The organism is Streptomyces sp. NPDC002853 (genome assembly GCF_053591915.1).
This window is the reverse complement of record NZ_JBSFUS010000001.1, coordinates 796,288-814,829: the sequence shown is the minus strand read 5'-3', so window position 1 is coordinate 814,829 and position 18,542 is coordinate 796,288. Positions and strand designations below refer to the sequence as shown.

15 protein-coding genes and 1 tRNA gene are annotated in these 18,542 nt (G+C 70.2%); 10 read left to right on the top strand and 6 right to left on the bottom strand.

From position 1 onward, the window contains the following. Positions 1–168: 168 nt before the first annotated feature. A complete protein-coding gene (locus tag ACWD02_RS03565; RefSeq protein WP_451203991.1) occupies positions 169–927 on the bottom strand; it encodes an ANTAR domain-containing protein in 759 nt (252 codons plus the stop codon). A 161-nt stretch (positions 928–1,088) separates the two neighbouring features. On the opposite strand from ACWD02_RS03565, the gene ACWD02_RS03560 reads away from it, so the two are divergent. Continuing rightward, on the top strand, positions 1,089–2,123 hold the full coding sequence (locus tag ACWD02_RS03560) for a glycoside hydrolase family 6 protein (RefSeq protein ID WP_451203989.1): 1,035 nt from the start codon (positions 1,089–1,091) through the stop codon (positions 2,121–2,123). Positions 2,124–2,216: 93 nt separating this feature from the next. Here the strand turns inward: ACWD02_RS03560 and ACWD02_RS03555 are convergent, their stop codons facing one another. The 4 genes from ACWD02_RS03555 to ACWD02_RS03540 all read right to left on the bottom strand — a co-directional run bounded on the left by ACWD02_RS03555 (position 2,217) and on the right by ACWD02_RS03540 (position 7,311). Next, positions 2,217–4,157, bottom strand: a complete 1,941-nt coding sequence (locus tag ACWD02_RS03555; protein WP_451203987.1) for a galactose oxidase-like domain-containing protein — start codon at positions 4,155–4,157, stop codon at positions 2,217–2,219. Then, on the bottom strand, positions 4,154–6,139 hold the full coding sequence (locus ACWD02_RS03550) for a glycosyltransferase family 2 protein (protein ID WP_451203985.1): 1,986 nt from the start codon (positions 6,137–6,139) through the stop codon (positions 4,154–4,156). Before ACWD02_RS03550 ends, ACWD02_RS03555 begins: the two co-directional genes overlap by 4 nt. A 302-nt stretch (positions 6,140–6,441) precedes the next feature. After that, positions 6,442–7,173 (bottom strand): FadR/GntR family transcriptional regulator, encoded by a 732-nt coding sequence (locus ACWD02_RS03545; protein WP_451203983.1) that lies wholly within the window; start codon positions 7,171–7,173, stop codon positions 6,442–6,444. A 64-nt stretch (positions 7,174–7,237) separates the two neighbouring features. Then, positions 7,238–7,311, bottom strand: a tRNA-Lys gene (locus ACWD02_RS03540). 243 nt (positions 7,312–7,554) lie between these two features. Here ACWD02_RS03540 and ACWD02_RS03535 point away from each other — a divergent pair. From ACWD02_RS03535 to ACWD02_RS03495, 9 genes are all read left to right on the top strand, one after another. After that, positions 7,555–8,904, top strand: coding sequence for a peptidoglycan-binding protein (locus ACWD02_RS03535; RefSeq protein ID WP_451203981.1), 1,350 nt, complete (start codon positions 7,555–7,557; stop codon positions 8,902–8,904). 168 nt (positions 8,905–9,072) lie between these two features. After that, the gene (locus ACWD02_RS03530) at positions 9,073–10,275 is read left to right on the top strand and encodes an SPFH domain-containing protein (protein WP_451203979.1); all 1,203 of its coding nucleotides are present in this window, start codon (positions 9,073–9,075) and stop codon (positions 10,273–10,275) included. Beyond that, positions 10,262–10,954: a nucleoside/nucleotide kinase family protein gene (locus ACWD02_RS03525; protein ID WP_451203977.1), complete on the top strand. Its 693-nt coding sequence runs from the start codon at positions 10,262–10,264 to the stop codon at positions 10,952–10,954. The genes ACWD02_RS03530 and ACWD02_RS03525 overlap by 14 nt, the downstream gene beginning before the upstream one ends. Positions 10,955–11,074: 120 nt before the next feature. Continuing rightward, positions 11,075–11,677, top strand: coding sequence for a lytic polysaccharide monooxygenase auxiliary activity family 9 protein (locus ACWD02_RS03520; RefSeq protein WP_451203975.1), 603 nt, complete (start codon positions 11,075–11,077; stop codon positions 11,675–11,677). 130 nt (positions 11,678–11,807) lie between these two features. Continuing rightward, positions 11,808–12,293: a DUF3592 domain-containing protein gene (locus ACWD02_RS03515; protein WP_451203973.1), complete on the top strand. Its 486-nt coding sequence runs from the start codon at positions 11,808–11,810 to the stop codon at positions 12,291–12,293. A gap of 42 nt (positions 12,294–12,335) precedes the next feature. Further along, a complete protein-coding gene (locus ACWD02_RS03510; RefSeq protein WP_451203971.1) occupies positions 12,336–14,000 on the top strand; it encodes an AMP-binding protein in 1,665 nt (554 codons plus the stop codon). A gap of 23 nt (positions 14,001–14,023) precedes the next feature. Beyond that, positions 14,024–15,319 carry a sensor histidine kinase gene (locus ACWD02_RS03505; RefSeq protein WP_451203969.1) on the top strand — a complete coding sequence of 432 codons (1,296 nt, stop codon included), beginning with the start codon at positions 14,024–14,026 and terminating at the stop codon, positions 15,317–15,319. Continuing rightward, the gene (locus tag ACWD02_RS03500) at positions 15,283–15,957 is read left to right on the top strand and encodes a LuxR C-terminal-related transcriptional regulator (protein ID WP_451203967.1); all 675 of its coding nucleotides are present in this window, start codon (positions 15,283–15,285) and stop codon (positions 15,955–15,957) included. The genes ACWD02_RS03505 and ACWD02_RS03500 overlap by 37 nt, the downstream gene beginning before the upstream one ends. Positions 15,958–16,008: 51 nt before the next feature. After that, positions 16,009–16,290 carry a hypothetical protein gene (locus ACWD02_RS03495; protein ID WP_451203965.1) on the top strand — a complete coding sequence of 94 codons (282 nt, stop codon included), beginning with the start codon at positions 16,009–16,011 and terminating at the stop codon, positions 16,288–16,290. Here ACWD02_RS03495 and ACWD02_RS03490 read toward each other — a convergent pair. Then, complete coding sequence (locus ACWD02_RS03490) at positions 16,265–18,430, bottom strand: MMPL family transporter (protein ID WP_451203963.1); 2,166 nt, start codon at positions 18,428–18,430, stop codon at positions 16,265–16,267. The genes ACWD02_RS03495 and ACWD02_RS03490 overlap by 26 nt on opposite strands. Between the last annotated feature and the right edge of the window lie 112 nt (positions 18,431–18,542).

The following is an 18,542-nucleotide window of genomic DNA, read 5'->3' as shown; positions in this document are numbered from 1 at the left end:
TTCGGTGGCCAACCCCGCAGTGCGGGATGGACGACAGGCCGGGGGCTTGGGCCGTACTGACGACTCTAGAACGGATGGGCGCCGGAGCCTAGGGGTGGAATGACGCCATGTCGTGATCCGCTTCCCCTGCGTGATCACCGCAGGTGGTGGTGGCTGCGGTGTTGACCGTCACGAAGGCTCGGACCAACCGCCGCGCAGCGTCGCGTCGTCGAGCGATCCCTTGATCACCTCGGTGGCCACCAGGTCCATGACCAGCCGTTCTCTGCGCGCGTACCGACGCAGTGCGTCAAAGGCCTCGTCCATCCCGGTGTGCCAGCGCTCGGCAAGGACGCCTTTGGCCTGTTCGATGCGGATACGGCTGGTCAGAGCGCCCTGGAGCTGTGTGGCGAGCGTCCGATACTCCGTGTAGGCGCGGTGGTTGTGCAGCCCCACGGCGGCGGCGTCGGCGATCGCCTGCGCGAGCCGCAGCTCACCGTCGGCGCTCGGACTGCAGGAGGCCGCCTCGGGCATGAAGACGTTGAGCGCCCCGAGCAGGGTCTCGCGCTGCCGCAGCGGAACCGCGTACGTCGCCCCGATCCCATGGCGTCGCGCCAGCGCGGTGAACTCCGGCCAGCGTGCGGCGGCTTCGTCCTCGGTGAGGCGCACCGGCGGCACGGGACGCCCCGTGCCGAGGCTCTCCACGCAGGGCCCGCCGTTCTGCTGGGCCCCGAGCAGGCCGAGTGCGAGGTCCCGGGGGTGCCCGCCCGCGGCGAACGCGGGTGAGCCCGAGGCGTCGAAGATGACGCCGGCGGCGCACGCCTCGAGCAGCTCCACGCAGTGACCCGCGACCCGGCTCAGGTAGCGATCCGGGTCGAAGTCGTCGTCCAGTGTGTTCGTGGTCTCCACCAGAACGTGGGCCAGCCGTAGTTCAGAGGTGCGATCCCGCATGATCTCCTCCCCAGGAGCTCGGCCCCGCCCACTGCGCCTACCCCCGCGCGCCGAGCTGTAACAGGTCTCCAACAGGTCTCCGCAGCGGATGGGCGGGCCTCGTGAGCCGGGAGTGCGTATGTCAGGATTGAGAATCGGACAGTGCACCCAAGGGGGAGTGGATGTACCACAAAGGCACCGGCCGCGGTCATCGGATCGCGGCCCGGGGGGTGAAGGCTGCGGCGGCGTTTGCGGGGGCTGCGCTGCTGCTGTCGGGGTGCTCCTCCGATGACGGCTCGGGCGAGGAGGAGTCCTCGGGGCAGCCGGTCAAGCAGCAGCCCAAGGGCTCCGACCCGTACTGGGTCAATCCGGAGGGGAACGCGGCCAAGCAGGTCGCCGCGTACGAGAAGGACGGCAAGAAGGACGACGCCGGGCTGATCCGGAAGATCGCCGAGCAGCCGGTCGCCGAATGGATCATCCCGGAGAACGCGGAGGACCAGGCGCGCGGCTTCACCGAGGCCGCCGAGAAGGCCGACCGGGACGCCCTGTTGGTCCTCTACAACATCCCGCACCGTGACTGCGGCCAGTACTCGGGCGGCGGCGCGGCCGACGGCAATGAGTACAGGAAGTTCATCGACCAGGTCGCCAAGGGCATCGGCGACCGGAAGACCACGGTCATCCTGGAGCCGGACGCCGTGCTCCACATGGTCGACAACTGCACGCCGGAGGAGTTCCACGAGGAGCGTTACGACCTCCTCAAGGGCGCCATCGGGAAGCTCAAGTCCCTGAAGAACACCAAGGTGTACCTGGACGCGGGCAACGCGGGCTGGAAGAACCCGGACTCGCTCTGGGAGCCCCTGAAGTGGTCGGGCGTCGAGCAGGCCGACGGATTCTCGGTCAACGTCTCGAACTTCCAGACCACCGAGGCCAGCACGGAGTTCGGCAAGAAGCTCTCGGCGAAGATCGGCAACAAGCCGTTCGTCATCGACACCGCGCGCAACGGCAACGGCCCGTACACCAAGGGCAAGGACACCTGGTGCAACCCGCCGGGCCGGGCGCTCGGCGAGGCACCCACGACGAAGACGGGCGATCCGCTGGTCGACGCGTACCTCTGGATCAAGCGTCCCGGTGAGTCGGACGGGACCTGCCGGGGTGGCCCCAAGGCGGGGGAGTGGTGGCCCGAGTACGCGCTGAAGCTTGCCGAGGGCGCCAAGTAGCGGCAAGCCGCAGTCGCATCCGCCGGGATTTCGGCGGATGCGACCGCGGCTTTTTCGTGGTTGCTCGCGCAGTTCCCCGCGCCCCTTGCGGGGCTAGGGAATGTGCACCCACTGAGCCTTGCTCGGGGTGCCCTGATCGTCCGTCACGAAGAGCATGTACCAGCCGGACTCGACCAGGCTCTTCTCCTTCGGGATCGTCACCGTGACGCCGCCCGCGGACTTCTTCAGGTCGAGTGCGACCGACGTCTGGTCGATGTCCGTGACGTGCGTCGACGCGCTCGGCCTGATCAGGCGGGCCGTCTTGATGGACGAGGCGTGCTGGGTCTTGAAGGTGCCCGAACCGCCGCGCCTGATCTCCTCGGGGCCGCCGGTGAGCGTGGGCTGCGAGCCCTGGTACAGGTACGGCGGGGTGTAGATCTCGATGCGCTGCTCGAACTCTCCGGGCTTGGTGTTGGCCTTGTCGGAGTAGAGCGAGTCGGAGCCGAAGAACATCACGCGGCCGTCCGGCAGCAGGATCGAGCCCGAGTGGTAGTTGCGGCCGACCTCCGGGTCCGCGACCCGCCGCATGTTGCCGGTCTTGGCGTCGTAGATCCGCGCCTGCTTGATGTTCGAGTCGCTGCGGCCGCGGTAGTCCTCGGAGCCGCCGGATATGAGCACCGTGTCGTCCGGCAGGGTCGAGGCCTGCGGGTAACGCGTGCCCTTCTCCAGCTCGGGGCCGTCCTCGAACTTCGGGTCGTCTTCCAGGAGGTCGACGATGCGGGTCTTCTTGCTGGACTTCTTGGACTCGCCGACACCGCCGCCGCCGATGACCATGTACTTCTGGTCCTGCGCGGGCGGCAGTTCGACCGTGTTGGAGGTCTCCAGGAGGTTCGGGTCGCTCATCCCCGGAATCCCCTTCCAGCTGCCCTTCTTCTCCAGGTCCCAGGTGCCGGGCTTGCGGCCGACGTCATCGGGGCCGTAGCCCGCGTTCGATCCCGAGTAGAAGAGCCTGCCGCTCTGCAGCTGGAACACGGCGGGGTAGGTGGGGAACTGGCGGACCTGCTTGGTGTAGGTCCACTTCTTGGTCTTGGGGTCGTAGATCTCGTTCTTGCCCGGGACCAGCTGGCCGATCTCGTCGAGGCCGGAGAGGCTGAGCACCTTGCCGTCCGAGAGCGTGGTCAGCGTGGGGTACCAGCGGGCCTCGTTCATCGGGTCGACCTTGATGTACTTCTCGGCGACCGGGTCGAACTCGAAGGCGTCCTTGATCCCCTGGAAGTCCTTCTTGTCCAGGGCGAGCTTCTGCGCGATGCCGTACGTGTTGCGGGTCGCGGCGCCCTTGAGGCCCTGCACGCGGTAGTTGTCCTGCGTGCCGGTCTCGTACTTCGTGCCGCTCTGCTGTGCCTCGACATACACCCGGCCGAGGCCCGGTTCGTTGCGCACGAACGCGCCGGTCTGCTTGTCGAAGACCTTCTTGGCGCGCTCGACGACCACCGGGTCCTTGGAGACGAACGTCTTGCCGTTCTTCTTGCCGGTGAACTTCGTGCCCGCGGGCAGCGTGATCGGCTTGTCCGGGTCTTCGTTGTGCACCACCATCAGGCCGCCGGCCTTGGTGATGTCGCCCTTGAGCTTCTCGTAGCGCTGGGTGCCGCCGGCGATGAGGAGATTGCCGTTGGCGAGCTGGGTGTGGCCGGTGCAGAAGAGGTCGACGGGTGTCTTGATCTTCTTGATGGTGTTCTTGACCGGGTCCCACAGGCGGGTGTCGAACTTCTTGGCGTCGAAGTTCTTCTGGTTGTTGCCGGAACCGGCGACCAGAAGGATCTTGCCGGTGTGCAGGAGCGCCGCGTGGATCGTGTTCTGGCGGTACTCCTCGGGGAAGTTCACGACCTGCCAGTGGCCGTTGTCGGCCTTGTACTCCGGCTTGTTGATCTTGTAGTCGTGGTACTTCTCCGAACCCACGCGCCACAGCCACGGGCCGTTCATCCCGGCCAGCGCTATGACCACCGCCGCGCCTATCGCGATGCGGCGGGCGCGGCGGCGGCTGGAGCGGTCCTTCATTTCTTACGTCCCCCAAGGGCGATCTGCATGGTCTGGTCGTTCGCTGCCCAGCTGGGCTTCTGCTGCGGCGCGTGCGGCGCCTGCGGCGGCTGGTGTCCCTGTGGCAGCTCCGCCGTGGCGTCACGCTGCTGCGGCACCGTCGGGTCCCCGCCGCCCGAAGGCGGCCCCGAGGGTCCGGCACCGTGCCGGGACCTGCGCTTCTTCTTGTCCTGGCGCATGCCCCACCGCCAGGCGAAGATCGGCGCGGCCGTGATCAGGAGGGCGAACGTGGCCCAGATGATCATCGCCGGGTGGACGTGGTCGAACACGAACGCGGCGGCCATCGATCCGGCGAAGACCAGGATGAAGAACAGGTGGATGCGGAACGTGCCGAACAGGGTGTCCGGACTCGCCGAGTCGCCCTTGGGGGTCACCACGAACTTGCTCTTGCGGCGCAGCACGGCGTCGAGCAGGGAGCGTGCGTAGACCGGCGCGGAGAGGGCCGACATCACCATGCCCGCGATACCGCCGGAGCCCTCGGGCTCGTGCGGCGAGACGTTGTGGCGGCGGTTCCAGATGTAGAGGCCGATCTGCAGCGCCGAGGCGTTGCCGTACAGCATCAGCCAGATCGTCGGGTCGATGTTCACGCCCGATGCGCCCATGCCGAGGAACAGCGCGCAGGAGAGCGCGGCCAGAATCCAGTTCATGGCGGACATCGGGTAGAAGATGACCATCATCGTGTAGTTGAAGAGCCGGCCGGGCGGCAGCGAGAACGGCGCCTTCCAGAACTGCTTCAGGATGGTCTCGTACGTCCCTCGCGACCAGCGCAGCTGCTGCGTGAAGAAGTCCGTCCAGGCGTTGGGGCCCTCACCGACCGCGAGCACGTCCGGGGTGTAGATCGACTTCCACTTCTTGCCGGTCTTCGGGTTCGTGGCGCGGTGGATCTCGAAGCCGGTCGCCATGTCCTCGGTGATCGAGTCGTACAGACCGCCGATCTGCTTCAGGGCGCTGATGCGTACGGCGTTGCTCGTGCCGACGAACATGGGGGAGCCGTAGGCGTTGCCCGCGCGCTGGATCAGCGCGTGGAAGAGGAACTGCTGGGACTCGGCGGCCTTGGTGATGAAGTTGTCGTAGTTGCCGTAGACCTGCGGGCCGATGACGAAGCCGACGTTCTCGTCGCGGAAGAAGCCGAGCATCCGCTCGAGATAGTTGGGCATCGGGACGTGGTCGGTGTCGACCGATGCGAAGTAGTCGTAGTCGTCGCCGTGCGCGTCGAGCCAGGCGTTGTAGTTGCCGTGCTTCGTCTTGGCGCGGTGCGGGCCCTTGGCCATGTTCCACTTCGCGACGCCCTTGCGGGAGAAGTGGTGCACGCCGAGCCGTTGGCAGACCTCCTTGACGGCGGGGTCGTCGCCCTCGTCGAGGAGCCAGACGTGCATCAGGCCGCGGTGGCGGATCTTGACCGCGGCCTCCAGGGTCTTCGTCACCATCTCCAGCGGCTCTTTGCCGGGCACGAAGGAGGTGAGGAAGGCGACACGGGTGCCGGTCTCGGGCACCACGGGTATCGGGTCACGTGCGACGAGCGTGGCGTGCGCGTTCGACAGCACGTTCATGCAGCGGAAGAACTCGATCAGGCCGATGGATATGAGCATGATGACGTCGAGCGTCGGCAGCCAGTCGTTCGCGACGTAGTCACGCTTCGTCCAGTGCGTCGGCTGCAGCAGCCAGGCGAGCAGCACGAGGGAGAGCAGCGGCGCGGCCCCCAGCATGAGGGCGGCCCTGATCCGGTGCGGCTCCTGCGAGAGCAGGGAGCGGTACTGCACCTTGTACGGCTTGGTCGGGTCCGGCTGCGTGAGCGGCCCCGCGAGACGGCTGTAGTGCTCGTAGTCGTATCTCGGCAGTGCCTTCTTGATACGCCTGAACCCGCCTGTCCGGTGCGACGGCACCCGCAGTTGGGTCGTCTCTGACGGGTCGTTCGGCCGCGCGCCCGTCGGCGTCGACGTCATGAGTCATCCCCCCGCACGCGGTCGCCCGCGTGTTCGTTGGTCCTTCCGTCCGGCCAGGTCCCCCGACCTTCACGGACGCATCAGTGGCAGGCCACCGTCCCCATAGACATGGAACAGCTACCTTCCGGTTGCATGATGCCCCCCTCGGCATCCAATCGTGAAAGGGACCCCCGTCCCTCACCCCGTGGGCCTCGGTCCGCCGGGCCCCCCAACTGCCCGGCACCGCCAGCCTCATGAGAGCCAATGGCTCCAGCACAAGGTTCTACGCCCCTAGCCATGATCGCAAGAGCGAAACAAGGTGTTTACCGGTCATACGAGAGATCCGAGTTACCTGTTGGGACAGGAGCGCTCAATCGCGTTCGAATATTACCGAAGTGTTCCCGTATCGCCCGCTCGGCCCGCAGTACATCGCCGGACCGGACCGCGTCGAGGATCTCCCGGTGCTGACGGCAGGTGACCTTGGGATCGTGCGGAACATCGACCAGATCGGTGCGTACCTTGTGGAAGGCGTCCCAGAACGCCTCCAGGACCTCGCCCAGCAGCGGATTGCGCAGGCAGCGGTAGAGAGTGGCGTGAAATGCGCGGTCGGTTTCGGTGTGCACCGCGCCCGGCTGACCGCTCCGGCCGTCGCTCTCCGCCGCCTCGGTGTCCATCCGGTCCACGAGTGCGTCGAGTTCGGCCAGATCCGCGGCCGGAATGCGACCCGCGAGGCGCGCGATGAGTCCGGTCTCCACGGCCTCCCGCAGCTCGAGGAGCTGGAGCAGGCTGTCCTCGCCGCGGTAGTGGCCGGCCACCGTGCGGAAGGTGAGGCCCTCGATCATCGGAGCCATCGACATGGGTCCGACATATGTGCCGAAACCGTGCCGGATTTCCACGATGCCCATCGCCTGCAGCGCCTTGAGGGCTTCTCGCACGGAGTTCCGACTGACGCCGAGGCGTTCCATCAGTTCGGGCTCGGTGGGCAGAGAGGCGCCCGAGGGCAGCCGCTGGTCGATGATGAGCTTCTTGATCCGCTCCTGAATGTCGCGCGCCATGGCGCAACGGTAGCGGTACGAACCACGAAAGCCCCCCGCGTGAACGGGGGGCTTTCGCTGTCTGTGCGCCGCCAGGGACTCGAACCCCGGACCCGCTGATTAAGAGTCAGCTGCTCTAACCAACTGAGCTAGCGGCGCCTGCTGACCTGGAGAACTCTACCGGACGCCGACGGGTGCTCCGAACCCTCCGGGAGCCTGCGGGTGCCCGGGGTAGCTCTGGGCTGGGCTTCGAGCGGGTTTTGCTCGAGGGCGGGTCCCCGGGGAATGCGGGGTGGCTCCATCATTCGGACCGTCAACATGCGATATCACCGGACAGTTGAGAAGCTGACGACTGTGCAGATGCGACGCAGGCATTCTTTCCTGGAGTGTGAGGGGAATCGCATGGAGGGTGCTCCGGCATTCGAGGAATTCGAGCCCGAGAGCGACTGCGATTGCCCCGGATGTATTCACCGGCGACGAGCCATGACCCACGCACTCCCCGTACGGCAGGGCGGCCACCCGGCGGCGCACGGCGCGCGCCGCGCCCTGGTCGTCGCCGCGGCGGCCGGCACCGTGCTCGGCGGTGGCCAGGTCCTGCCGGCGGTGGCGGCACCGGGCGCCGGCCATCACCCGGTGGGACCACCGGGCACGGCTCCGGCGATCCCGCCGGACGAGGACCCGGGTACCGGGCCGGGCCCCGGTACCCCGCAGGGCGACACGAGCGCGCTGCACGGGGTGCCTGGCAGGCCGGGTTCGCCGGGTCCCGCGGCGTCGGCGGCGCGGAACACGACGCGGGCCCAGATCCTCGCCCGCGCGCAGAAGTGGGTCGCGGCGAAGGTGCCGTACAACATGGGCGCGTACTGGTCCGACGGCTACCGGCAGGACTGCTCGGGCTATGTCTCCATGGCCTGGAATCTCGGCCGCAACGAATGGACGGGCAGCCTCGCTCGGTACTCGGTCCGTATTACGAAGGACCAGCTCCAGCCCGGCGACATCCTTCTCTTCCATAATCCCGCGAACCCCGAGAAGGGGTCGCACGTGACCATTTTCGGCGGCTGGGCGAACGCGGCGCACACCCAATACGTCGCGTACGAGCAGACCCGCCCGCACACCCGCAAGCAGACGACCCCTTATGCCTATTGGAGCAATGCGAGCCGCTATCTGGCGTACCGCTACAAAGGGGTCACGGTCGGCACCACCCCGGGCGGCGCGGGTCCTGGCACGGGGACGCGCTACCCCGGGGCGGCGTCCTTCGGCCCGGGCGCGAACAACGAGTACGTCACCCGGCTGGGCAAGGCGCTGGTCGCCCGGGGCGGTGCCCGCTTCTACACGACGGGGCCCGGCCCACGCTGGAGCGACGCGGACCGCCGGGCCACGCAGGCGTTCCAGCGGGCGCAGGGCTGGACCGGCGCCGACGCGGACGGTCTGCCGGGCCCCGGGACCTGGTCGTACCTGATGACGGGCAAGGGCCGGGACATCCCGCGCGCCGGGTCGGGCGGCACCCAGGGCGGCGCGCCGGCGTACCCCGGCAGGGGCGTGTTCCGACCCGGCCAGTCCAGCCCGTCGATCGAGCAGCTCGGCAGGCAGCTGGTGAGGAAGGGCTTCGGCCGGCACTACGCGCGAGGCCCGGGCCCGCAGTGGAGCGAGAGCGACCGCCGCAACGTCGAGGCGTTCCAGCGGGCCCAGGGCTGGCGGGGCGCGGCAGCGGACGGCTACCCGGGCCCCGAGACCTGGCGGCGGCTGTTCGCGTGAGCCCCATGAGCGCGGTCGCGAGACCGATCCGCCCGAGACGCGGGCAGGAAGGTGACCGGGTCACGTATGAGACCGGGGCACGAATCGCGGCGAGGCTCGGATGTGGCCGGGGCACGGATGACATTCAGGCACGTATGAGATCGAGGCACGTATGAGCCGGAGGCAAGGATGAGTGCGACAGCGGCATCACGGTCACAGACCCCCCAGCCCGAGGAACCGCAGACCGCCGGCGCCCCGGACACGGCCGCCCGCTCCCCGCGCCTGATCCACAGCGAGGCCACCACCGAGATCCCCATCCATCTGCTCTTCCGCGACGACCCCGCCGACCCGGGGGTGCCCTTGGCGCCCGCCGTGGTGCGGCGCCGCCAAGGAACAGGGGAACAGCCGCGCGCCAACCGGCGGCCCCCGGCCAAGGCGTCGCCCGCGTCGGCGGTGGCGCGGCCCCTGCCCGTGGTCGACCCCGACCTCGGCGAGCGGTCCGCGCGCGTGCTGCCCGGCGCGGTCGGTGTGCTCGGCGGCGCGGCGGGAGTCACCGGATGCGTGGCGGCGCTGTGGTGGGCGGGGGTGCTGCCCGAGCCGGTGGCGCAGGCGGCCGGATTGTTCGGGGTGGAGGAGCCCGGCGGCCACGGCGCGTACGCCGGGATCGGTCTCGCGCAGTGGGCCTCGCTCGCCGGATCGGGCGCCCTCGCGCTGTTCGGGTTCGGGGGCCTTGCCCGGGGGAGGGTCGGTACGGCGTGGGTGCTCACCCTCTTCGGGCGGTACCGCGGCAGCATCCGCCGCACCGGCCTGATGTGGGTCAACCCGCTTCTCCTGCGCCGCCGCGTCGACGTACGCCTGCGGCACTGGCGCAGCGAACCGATGCCCGCCGTGGACCGGGGCGGGGTCGCGCTGCGGGTCGTCGTCCTCGTGGTGTGGCGGGTCAAGGACGCGGCGCGGGCGACGCTCGGCGTCGCCGACCATCAGGAGTATCTGCGCGAGTGCGTCGAGGCGGCGACGGCACGCGTCCTGTCGCGGCTGCCCGCCGACGCCTTCCACGACGACACCCCGACCCTGCGCGACGCGGACGCGGTGGGCGACGCGCTGACCCGGATGCTCGTGGCGGAGGCCGAGCCGGTCGGCATCGAGATCTTCTCGGCCCAGCCGACCCGCATCGAGTACGCCCCCGAGATCGCCGACACCATGCGTCTGCGCCGGGTCGCCGCCCTGGACGCACGGCACCGGGACAGCGTGCTCACCTCGGTGGTGGACTCCGTCGAGGACACGGTGACCCGGCTGACCACCCGCGGCCTGGTCGAGCTCGACGACTACGAGCGCAAGGCCTTGGTCAAGGACCTCACGGTGGCGTTCTATACGGGACATGGAGACCGCTGACCCCACCCCCGCCCCTGACCCCACCCCCACCGCCGCCCCCACGCTCCCGGCCCTGGCCAGGGAAGCCCGGCTGCTGACCGCCGACCGGCCCCGCGTCCTCCTCGGGATCGCGGGGCCGCCCGGCGCGGGCAAGTCGACGTTCGCGCGGGCGCTGGTGGAGGAGATCGGCGAGGGGGCCGCGTATCTCCCGCTCGACGGGTTCCACCTCTCGAACGACCAGTTGGAGCGCCTCTCCCTCACGTCCCGCAAGGGCTCGGAGCCGAGCTTCGACGTCCGGGGGTACGTCGCACTCCTCACCCGGGTCCTCGACGACACGGGCCACGACATCTACGTACCCGATTACGACCGCACGCTCCACGAGCCGGTGGCCGCCCGGCACCGCGTCCCGCCGACCGCCCGGATCGTGGTCACCGAGGGGAACTATCTGGCCTGCGATCTGCCCGGCTGGCGCGACGCGCGGGAGCTGATGAGGGAGTGCTGGTACGTGGCGGCACCTGCGGAGGTACGTCAACAGCGCCTGATCGAGCGGCAGTTGACGGGCGGCCTGACGGCCGGTGGGGCGGCCGCGTGGGTGGAGACGAACGATGGCCCGAACGGTGATCTCGTCGAGAAGTCGCGCCACCGCTGCGATCGGATCGTCTCCACTATTGGTATGGACATGTTCAACTACCGCCCATAATCTGGGCTTGGTCTAGACCGCAGTACTCACTGCATTCACTGCGCCCCGCACCCGCGGCGGTGCGGTGCCGCGGCGCGCGCACGGCTCACGGAACCCCCACGTTTCCCCTGGAGCGGCAGCATGCGAAACAAGAAGTTGTACGCGGCCATGCTCGGCGCCACCACGGTCGGGGCCCTCGCGCTCTCGTCCGGTGGCGCGAGCGGTCACGGCTACACCGATTTGCCGGCCAGTCGCCAGATCAACTGTGCCAACGGCACGGTGAGCGGCTGCGGTTCGATCCAGTACGAACCCCAGAGCGTCGAGGGCCCCAAGGGCTTCCCGGCGTCCGGTCCCGCCGACGGCAAGATCTGCTCGGCGGGCGTCGGCGGCTTCGACTCGCTCAACCAGCCGAAGGCGCCGGGCGGCGGAGCCTGGCCGACGACCAGTGTCAGCGCGGGGCAGAACTACAGCTTCCGCTGGCAGTTCACGGCACGCCACCGCACCACCGACTTCAAGTACTACATCACCAAGCAGGGCTGGGACGAGAGCAAGCCCGTCACGCGGGCCGCCCTCGAGACGACCCCGTTCCTCAACGTCCCCTACAACGGCCAGCAGCCGCCCGCCACGCTCTCGCACTCCGGGACCATCCCCGGCGGCAGGAGCGGACACCACGTGATCGTCGCGGTGTGGACGGTCCACGACACGGCGAACGCGTTCTACGCCTGCTCCGACGTCAAGTTCTGAGCAGGGCTTGAGGCTCCACGGCACTCCCCACGGGTAGGTTCTGCGCACGCCGTCCAAGGTCAGGGCGGCGTGCGCGGGGCAGTACCGGCAGCAACCACCGGGGGATGCAGTGGAGTTCTTCTTCTATGCCGTGCCGACATTGATCGGCGCCGTTGTGATCGCCACGGGGGTCGCGGTGATCAATCGCCATCTGCGGCTGCGCGAGGCATGGGCAAGTGGCCTGACGGCGCAGGCGCGTTGTCTGCGCACGTACACCACGACGAGCCGCCACGGCGACCGGGGCCGCGTCAGCACCTCGCTGCACCACGTCTACGAGTTCACCCCGCCCGCGGGCCGCCCCGTACGGTTCGAGGAGACGAACGGCCCCGGGACGATCATCGAGGGCGACATCGTCACCGTGTACTACGCCGCCGACCGCCCGGAAGCGGCGACGGTGCGTGCGCCGGACCCCGCCAGGAGCACGGCGGCCCTGATCGGCGCGCTCTGCTTCTTCGGCGTCATGCTCGCCTTCTGCGTCTTCTTCATGGTGACGGCGAACGACATGTTCGACGCCTCTGAATCGTTCGACTGGGACCCGACGGACTCGGGCGACGAGATCGACCAGGGGTGGCCGTAACCCTCTCCCCATCTGACGAAGCATCAGTTATGGTGCGCGGCCATGGAGTCCACCGGGAGAACCGTCGCGGAACTCGTGCAGGCGCGCTGGGGCGACCACCACACCGGGCTGCGCTTCGAGCAGCAGGAGCTCACTCACCACCAGGTCGCGGCGGGCGCGGCGGCCAGAGCGGCGCTCCTCGCCGACCTGCTGCCCAAAGGAGCCGAGCCGCATGTCGGCGTCCTGCTCGACAACACCCCCGAGTACCCCCTGTGGCTGAGCGCGGCGGCGCTCGCGGGCGCGGCGGTGGCAGGCATCAACCCCACGCGCAGGGGCGCGGAACTGGCCCGCGACATCGTGCACACCGACTGCCGGGTCCTGGTCACGCAACGGGCGCATCTCGCGCTCCTGGACGGGCTCCAACTCCCGGGCGTACGCATCCTGGTGACGGACACGGATGCGTACGGGGAGCTGCTCGCCCCTTACGCGGACGCGCGCCCGGAGGTGTCGCGGGCGGCGACCCCGTCGAGCCGGATGCTGCTCTATTTCACCTCCGGGTCGACGGGCGCGCCCAAGGCCGCGATCTGCAGCCAGGGGCGTCTGGCGGCGGCGGGGCAGTCCCTGGCCGGCCACTTCCGGCTCGGCCCGGAGGGCGTCCACTACATCTGCATGCCCATGTTCCACGGCAACGCGGTGATCGCGGACTGGGCGCCCGCGCTCGCGGCCGGGGCGGGGGTGGCGCTGCGGCGGCGCTTCTCGGCCTCGGCGTTCCTGGACGACGTACGGGCGTACGGGGCGACGTACTTCACATACGTGGGCCGGGCGGTGCAGTACCTCCTGGCGACGCCCGAGCGCCCCGACGACACGGAGAACCCCCTCCTGATGGGCTTCGGCACGGAGGCCGGGGCGGTGGACGCGGCGCGGTTCGAGAAGCGCTTCGGCGTGCGGCTCGTGGAGGGCTACGGATCTTCGGAGGGCGGTGCGGCGATCCAGCGGGTGCCGGGGACTCCGGCCGGGGCGATCGGGCGGGCGGCGCCGGGGGACGAGCTCGCGGTGGTGGACGCCGGTACGCGTGAGGAGTGCCCGCCTGCCGTCTTCGCCGCGGACGGGCGGCTGCTGAACGGCTACGCGGCGATAGGGGAGTTGGTCAACAAAGGCCGGTCGCCCTTCGAGGGGTACTGGCGCAACGCGGAGGCGGACGCGGCGCGGCTCCGGGACGGCTGGTACTGGACGGGGGACCTCTTCTACCGCGACGCGGAGGGGTTCCTCTACTTCGCGGGTCGCACGGATGACAGGCTCCGCGTGGACAGCGAGAACCTGGCGGCGGCGATGATCGAGAACATCCTCGCGCGGTGGGAGGCGGCCGCGGCGGTCGCCGTGTACGCGGTGCCTGATCCGGTTTCCGGGGATCAGGTGATGGCGGCGATCGCCCCGCGGCCGGGGGTGGAGTTCGATCCGCTCGCCTTCGCCGAGTTCCTGCTGGCGCAGGGGGACCTGGGCACGAAGATGGCGCCCCGCTTCGTACGGGTGGTGGGGCGGATGCCGGTCACCGCGACCAACAAGGTGGCGCGGGCCGCGTTGCGGGGGGAGGGGTTCCGCTGCGGGGACCCCGTGTGGTGGCGACCGGATCCCGGGGCGGGGGACTACCGCCGCCTCGTGCCGTCAGCCATGGCTGAACTGCTGGGCCAGTACCGGGCCCAGGGCCGCGAGGGTCTGCTGACGGGTTGATCCGCAGCCCATACCGTGGCCTCATGACCGGGGTGAGCGCGTGGGTGGGCATGCAGGGGCGGGCGTATCTGAGGAGCGGGGCGCCCTGGAGGGGCGTGGCGTACCTGCTGGGGGGTGTGCTGCTCGGGGTTCTTGTTCTCATCGGCGGGATTCTCGGCCTCACCCTCGGCCTTGCCCTCGCCCTGGTCCTCGTGGGCATCCCCCTCCTCCCCCTCCTGGCCTTCGCCGGCATCCCCATCGCCGCACTCGAACGCCGCCGCACACGCCTCGTCGACCCCGCACCCCCGGCCCCCACCCCGCACCGCACCCCCGAAGCCCCCGGCATCCCCGCCTGGTTCAGGCTGCGCCTCAAGGAGCAGGCCACCTGGCGCGAGCTCGCGTACGCCGTGCTGCTCGCCCTCGTCCTGTGGCCGCTGGACCTCCTGGTGCTCGCCTGCACCGTCGGAGCCCCCGCCCTCCTCATCGTCACTCCCGCCCAACTCGCCCTGGACGGCGGCGAGATCCGCGCCGCGAAGCTCTGGCTGGTCGGTGACTACCCGCACGCCTTCGCCCTGGCGGCGCTCGGACTCGTCCTCCTGGCCCCGCTGCTCTACCCCCTCGGCGCCTACGCCACCGCCCGAGCCTCCCTCGCCCGCCTCCTCCTCGCGCCCCGCGAGGCCGAGTTGGCCACCCAGCTGGAGCAAGTGACCCGTTCCAGGGCCCGACTCGTCGACGCCTTTGAGGCCGAACGGCGGCGGATCGAGAGGGACTTGCACGACGGGGCCCAGCAGCGACTCGTCGCGCTGACCATGACCCTGGGGCTGGCAAGGCTCGACGCCGCCCCCGGCAGCGCCCTCGCGGCCCAGCTCGCCACGGCCCACGACGAGGCGGGCAGCGTCCTCACCGAACTGCGCGAACTCATCCGCGGCATCCACCCCCAGGTCCTCGCCGACTACGGCCTCGCCGCCGCCATCGAGGACGCCGCCGACCGCTCCCCGGTCCCGGCGGACACCGACCTTGACCTGCCCCGCCTCCCCGAACCGGTCGAATCCGCCGGGTACTTCGCCACCCGCGAGGCCCTCACCAACATCGCCCGGCACAGCAACGCCCGCCGCGCGCACATCAGCGCCCGTCATGAGCGAGAGGTGCTGCGCATCGACGTGCGCGACGAGGGCGACGGCGGCGCGGATCCCGCCCACGGCACCGGCCTGACGGGCCTGGCGGACCGGATCGCGGTGCTCGATGGCACACTGACGGTCACCAGCCCGCCGGGCGGCCCGACCGTACTGTCCGTGGAGATCCCGTGCCGAGCCCAGCAACCGACCAGCGCCCAGCACTGAGAATCGTCGTCGCCGAGGACAGCGTGCTGCTCCGCGAGGGACTCATCGGCCTGCTCGCCCGCTTCGGCCACGAGGTGCCCGCCGCGCTCGGTGACGCCGAAGGACTGAGCGCCGCCGTCGACACGCACGAACCGGACCTCGTCCTCACCGACGTGCGCATGCCGCCCAGCTTCCAGGACGAAGGGCTGCGTGCCGCCCTCGCGTTGCGGGCACGGCGGCCGAAGCTGCCGGTGCTCGTGCTCAGCCAGTACGTGCAACGCTCGTACGCCGCCGAGCTCCTGGACACCGGGGACGGCACCGGCGTCGGCTATCTGCTCAAGGACCGGGTGGGCCAGGTCGAGCAGTTCGCCGACGCGGTGGCGCGGGTCGCGGACGGCGGCACGGTCGTGGACCCGGAGGTCGTACGGCAGCTGATCAGGCGCCGCCGCGACCCCCTCGAACAGCTCACGCCGCGCGAGCGCGAGGTGCTCGGCCTGGTCGCCGAGGGCAGGTCGAACGCGTCGATCGCCGCCGAACTCGTCGTCAGCGAGGCCGCGGTGGGCAAACACATCGGCAACATCCTCGGCAAACTGGACCTGCCCCCGGGGGACGGAACGCACCGCAGGGTCCTCGCGGTCCTGGCGTACCTGCGCTCCTGAGCCGGGAAAGCATGCACAGGCCACCGGTCAGGTCGATTACGATCCTGAACCATGAGCACGTCAGACCAGATACGGGCAGGCCTCACGCCGCGCCAGGCCCGCCGCATACGGATCGCCGCGGCCTCGGTGCTGATGGCCGCGGCGGCCGTGGTGCTCGCCGTACGTCTGGCGAGCCGGTCGTCCGTGCTGGTCGTGGGGGTGTACGGGCTGCTGCTCGTGCTCTGCGGCCTGGTGATCGAACTCAGCAGGCGGGGCAGGACCCGGCTCGGCAGCTATCTCCTCGCCGCCGGCCTGGTGGCCGCCCTGGTCATGGACTGGGTGGTGCTTGCCTGACGAGGTCCTGGTCGGAAGAGGTCTCCTCGCGCAGCCCGTACCGCTGGTGGAGTTTCCGCATCCGCGGCGGCGCCCACCAGGCACGGCGGCCCAGCAGCGTCATCGTCGCCGGGACGAGGAACATCCGCACCAAGGTCGCGTCGATGAGCACCGCGAGCGTCAGGCCGAGACCGATCTGCAGGATCGGTGAGAAGCCGCCGGTCATGAAGCCGCCGAAGACGATCGCGAGCAACAGCGCCGCGCAGCTGACGACACGGCCCGAGCGGCGCAGGCCCTCGACCGTGGCGGCACGGTGGTCGCCGGTCTCCAGCCACGTCTCCCGCATCCGGGACAGGATGAACAGCTCGTAGTCCATCGCGAGCCCGAACGCGATCGCGATGATCAGCGGCGGTGCGGTCAGACTCAGCGCCCCGAGACCCTCACCGCCGAGCAGCCCCGCGGGATGCCCGTCCTGGAACACCCACACCACGACGCCGAGGGCGGCGCCCAGGCTGAGCAGGGTGGTGGCGAGCGTACGCAGCGGGAGCAACAGTGAGCCGGTGAAGGCGAAGAGCAGGGCGAACAGGCCGACCAGGACGGTGAGTACGGCCCAGGGAGCGCGCTCGGCGAGCATCGAACGGAAGTCGACGAGGCTCGCCGCGTTGCCGGTGACCTGGACCGGTTCGTCGCCCCGGAGGTCGCGCACCTGCTCCACGAGCCGCGTGGCGGTGGGGCCGTCGACCGAACCCACCGGGGTCAGTTCGAGCAGGACCGTGCCGTCGGAGAGCCGCTCGCTGTCGGCCGACCTGACCCCGGCCAGGGCCCGGAACGCGTCCTCGCGGTCAGGATCGGCGTCCGGCCGGATGAGCACCTGGACGGGGTCGGTGTCCGTCCCCGCCGGGTAGTGCTCGCGCACGGTCTCGTACAGCTGCCGCGCCTCGGTGTCGTGCGGGAGCTGCCGTGCGTCGCCGATGTTGATCCGCATCCCGAGTGCGGGCAGGGCGAGGAAGGTGAGTACGGCCACGGCGGTGGCGGTCACGGCCACCGGGCGCCGGGCGGAGAAGAGGGCGAGGCGGGCGAAGAAGGCACCGGGCTCGGGTGCGGCCCCCGCCCGGCCGGCGCGCCGCCAGGTCAGGCGCCGCGTACGGGGCTTCGCGCCCGAAGGGGCGATCTTCCCGCCGAACAGGGCGAGCAGCGCGGGCAGCAGCGTCAGCGCCGCCAGCATGTCGACCACGACCACCGCACCGGCCGCGAGGCCCATGCTGCGCAGGAACGGGCTGGGGAACCAGACCAGCCCCGACAGGCTGATGGCCACCGTCAGACCGGAGAACAGGACGGTGCGTCCGGCATTGGCGACGGTCGCGTGCACGGCCCGCACCACGTCATCGGTCTTCCCCCGCTCCTCGCGGAAGCGGATCACCATCAGGAGCGCGTAGTCGACGGCCAGGCCGAGGCCCAGCATGGTGACGATCTGGACGGCGTAGACGGAGATCTCGGTGAACTGGCTGAAGCCGTAGAGGGTCAGGAAGGCGCCGGCCACGCCGCTGACGGTGACCAGGAGGGGGAGCCCGGCGGCCCGCAGCCCGCCGAAGATGAGCAGGAGGGCGATCAGTACGGCGGGCAGGGTGATCAACTCGGCCTGGGCCACGTCCTCCTGGGCCCTGCCGCCCATCTGTTCGCCGAGCAGCGGCCCGCCGCTCACCGCCACGTCACCGGCGGTGATCTCACGGAGGCGGTCGGCCGCGTCGCCGACGGCCTCCTCCTCGGCGTCGTCGTCGAGGCCGCCCTTGAGCGTGACGGGGATGAGCAGGGCCTTCCCGTCCTGGGCGACCAGGCCACGGGTGGTGTACGGATTCGGCACCTGGGCGATGCCCGGCTGCTTCCGCACGTCGGCCACCGCGTCGCCCACCTGCGCGCGGATCTGCGGGGTGTCGACGGAGGGAGCGGCCACGACGGCGTTGAAGTCGTCGCCCTCCGGGGTGAGTTCGGCCAGGCGTTCCGTCGTGACGACCGACTCGCTTCCCGGCACGTCTTCCACCGAGGAGGTCAGATCACCGAAGACCCGGGTGCCGAAGCCCAGGCCGATGACGAGAAGCAGGAGCCAGACGAGGACGACGGTTCGAGGGCGTCGGGTCGCGGTACGGGCGAGGGCGGCCGGCATGGCTCTGCCTCCTCCAAGGAAGGGGTCCGGGTACGCCCCTCAGCGTCGCCGTCGACCGGACGCGGCGGATCGCCGTACCGAGCGGTCTTGCCGCCTCCCTCGCGCGGGGCAG